Source organism: Flavobacterium croceum DSM 17960 (assembly GCF_002917885.1).
Taxonomy (GTDB): domain Bacteria; phylum Bacteroidota; class Bacteroidia; order Flavobacteriales; family Flavobacteriaceae; genus Flavobacterium; species Flavobacterium croceum.
Genome location: NZ_PQNY01000083.1, coordinates 1 through 1,438 on the forward strand (window position 1 = coordinate 1; position 1,438 = coordinate 1,438).

Genomic DNA, 1,438 nt, shown 5'->3' on the forward strand with positions numbered 1-1,438 from the left:
CAAACTTTACTCGATTTCAGATAAAATTCAGCCGTTAGTTTCCTAAAAACCCAAAAAAGTGGACATTTCGTCAAGTCTTAAAATTCAAATGGTTGTTCAAACTAAAATGTTTCACTTCTGAATCTCGTCGGAAGTATGGCACACAACGTCCCGTGGCTTTGCGAAGTTTTGGGATTAGTTTTCCCAAAATTAACGATTTAAGATTAAGTTTACAAATACAAAACCAACTTTAAATTAAGCCTTAAAGCCCAAATTGCGCAAAGCCACTGTTGGCAGTAGTTCTTTAATTACAATTATTTTTATATAATTCTATACCATTAGTTTGTCCCAAATCAACTAATTCTTTCCAAGTTTTACAAGCATTTTCTTTATCTCCACCTTCATAGTATGCTGCAGCTTTATTGTATAATGCATCTAAATTTTCAGGATCTGTTTTGAATGATTCTGAAAAATATTCTGCAGCCTTTATGTATTTTTTTTCAGAGTATGCATTAATCCCTTTTTGGAATAATTCACCTGATTTTCTCATATCTTCAAGTTTTCTTCTATATACAAAATCAAATTCTGAGATATTATTAGCAAAGAAAATCATTTTAATACCTTTGAATATTTCTGTTGATTCGCTTCTAAAGATAAATGGTATTTTAATTGATTCAAATTTTTCAAAGTTGGTTAAATCCCAACTATTAAATGAATTGTCAATTATGGTAGTAACGATTTCAAGTTTAGATATTTTTTTTGTGCTTGAATAATCTATGTCAGATGTCACTAATTTTTTACTTGGAAAAATTGTCAAAGAACCAATTAAATCAAAATTAGACATATCACTTTTAAGAACTTTAAATATCTCTCCTTCAATGCCTACATTTAATTTTGGAGTAAATAATTTAGTCGCAATTATATTTTTGTCTTCTTTTCTTTTTTCTAGTTCTTTAGCATACAATATTTTATCATTTACTAAATAGAAGCGTTTTAATTTGTCATTTTCTAAGCCGTCTATTTTTTCACAAATAATCAAAGTGTCTAAAGTGTTTTTTTCAATTTTATATCCTGATTCAATTGAAGTTTTAATTGTATTTTCTTTTAATGAGAAATCTATACATCCTTCATTAGTTTTATAAATGGGATTTGAATTAAAGCAAAGTTTTGAATTTTTTATTGATATTTCTAAAAATGTTGAGTCAGATTTTGGAGTGGGAAGTATTTTACTTCCGTCTTTCATTTCGGATTTATATTTTATCCATTTACCATTAATTTCCGATTCCTTTATTTGTCCAATTCCGTAATTGACAAATAGTAATGTGATTGAGATTGTAATTTTTACGTTCATTTTTTTTGAATTACTGCCAACGTTTCGCGGCTTGACGTAGAAGCGAAGCCAGCGAACGGCTAAATTTCTGATAAAGATAAACATTTTCGTGAAAAAGTGACTTCAATT

General features: G+C 28.2%; 1 protein-coding gene. It reads right to left on the reverse strand.

The genetic code is table 11. From position 1 onward, the window contains the following. Nucleotides 1-283: 283 nt before the first annotated feature. On the reverse strand, nt 284-1,330 hold the full coding sequence (locus Q361_RS13540; RefSeq protein WP_103727249.1) for a tetratricopeptide repeat protein: 1,047 nt from the start codon (nt 1,328-1,330) through the stop codon (nt 284-286). Between the last annotated feature and the right edge of the window lie 108 nt (nt 1,331-1,438).

Excerpts from the sequence above, each read along its gene's own strand:
- Q361_RS13540 (WP_103727249.1), bottom strand. The coding sequence starts at position 1,330 with ATGAACGTAAAAATTACAATCTCAATCACATTACTATTTGTCAATTAC.